The sequence below is a fragment of the Paenibacillus sp. Aloe-11 genome, assembly GCF_000245715.1.
GTDB lineage: Bacteria > Bacillota > Bacilli > Paenibacillales > Paenibacillaceae > Paenibacillus > Paenibacillus kribbensis.
The window spans coordinates 26912-32101 of sequence record NZ_JH601038.1; the positions used below are offsets into that span (position 1 = coordinate 26912).

Consider the following 5190-nt stretch of genomic DNA (forward strand, 5'->3'; position numbering starts at 1 on the left):
CAGCCAGCTTGCCGCTGGCCGGATCAATATAGGCGCTGACGACGCCGTCAGGGATGGGGAAGATCTTGGGCGGCACATTCTCCAGCGCTTTTTCCGTATATTGCGCAAAAATCGGTGCCGCCCGCCGGGCATCCTGCGTGCTGATGGCCTTGCCCTTGTCATAGCCGACCCAGACGGCGGTGGACAGCTCGGGCGTGAAGCCGACCATCCACGCATCGGTGTTGGTCGTGCCGCTCTTGCCGGCAACCGGGCGCTTGATCAGCTTCGCGACCCGGTTGCCGGTGCCGCCTTCCTCGAACACGCCTTCCATCAGGCGTGTGAGGACGTAGGCGGAGGCGGGCTTCACCACCTGCACCGGAGCGGCCTGCGGTGCTTCGTAGAGCGACCGCCCGGCCGCATCGGTGATGCGCAGCACCGCCACCGGAGCGACCTTTTGCCCGCCGCTGCCGATGACCGAGAAGGCCGAGGCCATCTCGAACGGGCTGACGGGCGATACACCCAGCGCGAGGGAAGGCACGGGCTTTAGCTCGCTCGTAATGCCCATTTTGCGGGCGAGGTCCATGACTTTATCTGTTCCGATCTTCAAAATGGTGCTTACAGCATAAATATTATCGGATGCTGCAATTGCCCGCCGCAGATCGATTTCGCCCAAATATTTGTCGCCAAAATTTTTGGGCTTGTAGGTTTTGCGGTTGTTGTCGTAGTGGAACAATGTCGGTCGGCTTTCGAACTTGGACGTACTCGTCAATTCACCGGAATCCAGCGCGCTCAGATACATAATCGGCTTAAAGGATGAGCCAGGCTGCCGGGTTGTTGCAAGCGCATGATTATATTGATTGCCGACATAATTGGTCCCGCCAACCATGGCCTTCACATGCCCGTTGCGCGGGTCCATGGAGATCAACGCTGTTTCCAGTCCGTTGCTGTCCTTCATGCCCTCATTTACGGCCGCCTCGGCCGCCTGCTGCATATGCATGTCCAATGTGGTATAAATGCTCAGGCCGCCATGCTCCAGCACACTTTCACTGATTCCCAACTGATTCGTTGCAAGCTGGCGGACATAATCGCGGAACCAGGGAGCGGCTTCTACTGTCCGGCGCTGGCTCTCGGGCCGCAGGGCGAGCATTTCCTCATAGGCCCTGGTAGCTTGGGCCGGCGTAATTTTGCCGGTGAGCGCCATGGAATCCAGCACAATTTTTTGCCGATCCTTTGCATTCTTCATATGATTATACGGCGAATAATAGGTTGGTCCCTTCGGAATACCTGCCAGCAGGGCGCTTTCAGCCAAATCCAGATCTTTTGCGGATTTGCCGAAATACATTTGCGATGCGGCTTCAATGCCGTAGGCACCGTGCCCATAATAGATTTCGTTCAAATACATTTGCAGCAGCTCGTTCTTGGTGTACTTCATTTCAAGCTGTGCAGTATAAATGGCTTCCTTGGCCTTGCGTGTCCACGTTTTCTCATGAGACAGGTACAGATTGCGTGCTAGCTGCTGTGTCAGCGTGCTGGCTCCTTGCGACATATCCCAATGGGTCAGATTGACAAGCACGGCCCTGCCCAGGCCTTTGAAATCAAAGCCGAAATGATCGTAAAACTTCCGGTCTTCCACAGCCAGCGTAGCTGCAATCAGATCGGGTGAAATTTGATCCAACTGGACGGGAATGGATTCCTTGCCTCCGGCAGAGAAGGTGGCAATGACTTGGCCCTGGCTATCGAGCAGACGCGAATTCCGGTCCGTATCCGCGAGCGGGAGACTGGTGGTATATAAATAGGCGAGCAAAATACAGGCGGCGATGACCGTCAGAATGGTGAGTGACAGCAGTCCCCGAAACCATCGAAGCCAGAGTGGCTTGCGTTTGGGAAATTGCCCGGTTGTAGCGGCCATCTTGCCACCTCCTTCCATGGTTGATGTTCTCAGTATGGTCAATCCGAAAGCGTCTATTCATCAGATGCGTATACGTATGTATTTTTAAACATACTTGAGCCTGAAAATGCCTTTGCAGTCTATCCAGGTATCTTTTATGATGCAAAAAGTGTGAAAGCACAGCGTGTTTGGTACAATAAATATAGCAAACTCGGCGTTTGCGTGTTGCATATATAAGGAAAGCCAACGTTTATGCTGGCGCGACTGGGATGTATAAGCGCGACCTGGACGATACAGGGATGGCCGGACACATACTTTGATCAGAAAGAAGGTTGATATGATGGACTTGTGGTTTACGGAGAAGCAAACTCCCTCTTTCGGCATTACAGCAAAAATCAAACAAACGTATGTCTCTGAGAAAACGGAGTATCAGGATCTGGCGATGATCGAGACAGAGGAATTCGGCAATATGCTCGTACTGGATGGTATGGTGATGACCACCGTGAAGGATGAATTCGTTTATCATGAAATGGTAGCACATCCCGCTCTGAATACCCATCCGAATCCGAAAAAGGTACTCGTTGTGGGCGGCGGCGATGGCGGCGTCATTCGTGAGGTTATCAAGCACCCTGAGGTGGAAAAGGCTGTGCTGGTTGAGATTGATGGCAAGGTGATCGAATATTCCAAAAAATATTTGCCTGAAATCGCCGGAAAGCTGGATGAGCCTAACGTGGAAGTGCTGGTCAATGACGGATACATGCACATTATTGAACATAAAAATGAATACGATGTGATCATGGTTGATTCGACAGAGCCGGTTGGTCCGGCAGCCCCGCTGTTCGAGCGCGGATTTTATCAAGGCATTTTTGAAGCGCTGAAGGAAGATGGCATTTTCGTGGCGCAGACGGACAACCCTTGGTTCAAGGCTGATTTGATTCAGAAGGTCAACAAGGATGTGAAGGAGATTTTCCCGATTGTACGTGTGTACGGAGCGAACATTCCGACCTATCCGAGCGGTCTATGGACATTCACGCTGGGCAGCAAGAAGTATGATCCGCTCGAAGTAGACGAGACGCAAATTCCAGAGATGGATACGCGGTATTATAGTCCACGTTTGCACAAGGCGGCGTTTGTTTTGCCTAAGTTTGTGGAGGATTTAACGAAGTAGGGAGCAAGGCGAGCTGGATATACATCCGACGATTTTGCAAAATCCTGATCCAAGTAGAAGCGTGTTATGACATAAAATAAATGTAACTGATAGGTTAAGAAGTTAAGAAGCGTCGCAGTGTTCTTTATCGCCTGTTTTTGGGTAAAAAAGAGCGCTACAGACGCTTTTTTGTTGTGGATAAAATTGAAAATAGGCATGAAAGCCTTACTGGACACCGAATTTCCTTTAAAGATAAAAGAAGGAAATTTAAGGGTGTGTGTAGAATATACAAAAAACCAGACATTTGACAGAATTGTAATATCAACAGGGGAGGTTTGGTTATGGGAATACATAACTCGGCAATGTACCAAAGAGGGGGAAAATTTTTTGATCAAACGCTCTTTTTATTATCTGTGGGGATCCCAGACGGTTTCCAATGTGGCGGATATTATTTATCTGCTGAGTATCGTGGTATTGGTGTTTACTTCAAGTGATTCATTAATGACGACCATTTTGATCCCGTTGTTTCGTTTGTCTTCGCAGGTTCTTAGCGGGCTGGTGGCACCGATTATTCTCAGTCGCTTCCGGTTGAATCGGGTTCTGTTGTTTTCTCAGCTAGGGCAGTTTGTGATTTTCACGCTGTTATTGTTGTACCTGTGGAATGCGCCTGGGCAGAAGTCTTTTTTCTTTATTTTTATTATGGTATTCGGCATGTCTTTTCTGGATGGATGGACCAATCCTGCTCGTAATGCGCTGGTTCCTCGTTTGGCTACGGGTGAAGGACTCATGCGCGCGAACGGTATGGTGTCGGTCAGTGATCAAGTAGTTAAATGCGCAGGCTGGGCATTAAGCGGTATTGTCATTGTCTGGCTAGGCTCGTTGAATACGCTGGTGGTCGCATCGTGTTGCTATCTCGTGGCCGCTATCGTCACGTCCTTCATCCGTGATCCGCTGGCTCAAGAGGAAGTACGTTCTGAATCGTCTGATCCTTCTTCGGATGAAGCTGGGTTGGCCCAAGAGAAGAAGGGGGCATACTGGAAGGAGCTTGGAGAAGGGTGGAAGATCATTTGGCATAACCGCCGCATCCGTTCTCTGATGATCGTGGATAGTGTGGATACCATTGGAGGAACCTCGTGGGTTGGCGTGTTCATCCTGGCATATGTGACACAAGTGCTGCATCAGGATGAGAGCTGGTGGGGCTTTATGAATGCCTCCTTTTTTTCGGGCATGATTTTAGGCGGGCTTCTCGTCGTTGGTTTGGTGAAACGGTTGCAAAAGAACAGCTTTCTGTATATGCTGGGGGCGTTAATGGTATATGTACTGATTACCGTTGTGTTTGCGCTCAATACGATCCCGGTCGCTGCACTGGTTCTTTTTGCAATATCCGGTATACCCGTTCAAATGGCTGGAATTATTCGCCGCACCTTGCTGCAAACGAGCGCCCCGGCGGCTCAGCTCCCCAAAGTAATGGCGGGTATTGATGTGCTTACGAATCTCGCCTTCGGTCTGTCTTTGCTGTTCCTGGGTTGGTATGCAGACCGCTTCGGAATGGTACAGGTGTATCTGCTGGCTGCGGTTATGACGACCATTGCTGTCTTGATCGGCTGGTTCTATCGCAGGGATTTTCAGGAGAATGAGCAAGTGGACCATCCAACCGCTACAGGCGCAGGGATTTGAAGCTGAGGCATTCGTATGACAGGTCATATTGGCAGGTACCATGTTCCTCTCCACGCTACAACCCAAAAAGCCGATTGCATCAGAGCAACCGGCTTTCCTCCTCAACCCGTCCTGCTAGGCCGTAGTAAACTGGCTATTATAGAGCGAGGCATAATGGCCACCGCTTGCAAGCAGCTCCTCATGGGTTCCACTTTCGACGACATCACCGTTTTTCATGTATAAAATCAGATCTGCTTCACGAATGGTCGATAGTCGGTGGGCGATCACAAAGCTGGTTCGTCCGGCGATCATTTTCATAAATGCTTTTTGGATACGCGCCTCTGTCAGGGTGTCTATGCTGCTGGTCGCTTCATCCAGTATAAGCATAGGCGGATCTACCAGGATCACCCGCGCAATGGTGAGCAGCTGCTTTTGCCCTTGGGACAGGTTGTCGCCTGAGCCGCTGATGACGGTGTCATAGCCATGAGGCAGACGTTTAATGAAGCTATGCGCATTGGCA

The 5190-nt window shown here is 50.6% G+C and carries 4 protein-coding genes; 2 read left to right on the top strand and 2 right to left on the bottom strand.

Features of this window, described 5'->3' with window-relative positions; translation table 11 throughout:
• Positions 1–1888 (bottom strand): transglycosylase domain-containing protein (locus WG8_RS00525; protein ID WP_007428095.1); only part of this gene is annotated, 1888 nt, incomplete at its 3' end.
• A gap of 319 nt (positions 1889–2207) precedes the next feature.
• On the opposite strand from WG8_RS00525, the gene speE reads away from it, so the two are divergent.
• On the top strand, positions 2208–3035 hold the full coding sequence (speE, locus tag WG8_RS00530; protein ID WP_007428096.1) for a polyamine aminopropyltransferase: 828 nt from the start codon (positions 2208–2210) through the stop codon (positions 3033–3035).
• Positions 3036–3401: 366 nt separating this feature from the next.
• Entirely contained in the window at positions 3402–4691 is a 1290-nt protein-coding gene (locus tag WG8_RS00535) for an MFS transporter (protein WP_007428097.1), read from the top strand.
• Positions 4692–4805: 114 nt separating this feature from the next.
• Here WG8_RS00535 and WG8_RS27580 read toward each other — a convergent pair.
• Positions 4806–5190, bottom strand: a 385-nt coding sequence (locus tag WG8_RS27580; RefSeq protein ID WP_007428098.1) for an ATP-binding cassette domain-containing protein, incomplete at its 5' end; no start/stop codon positions are given.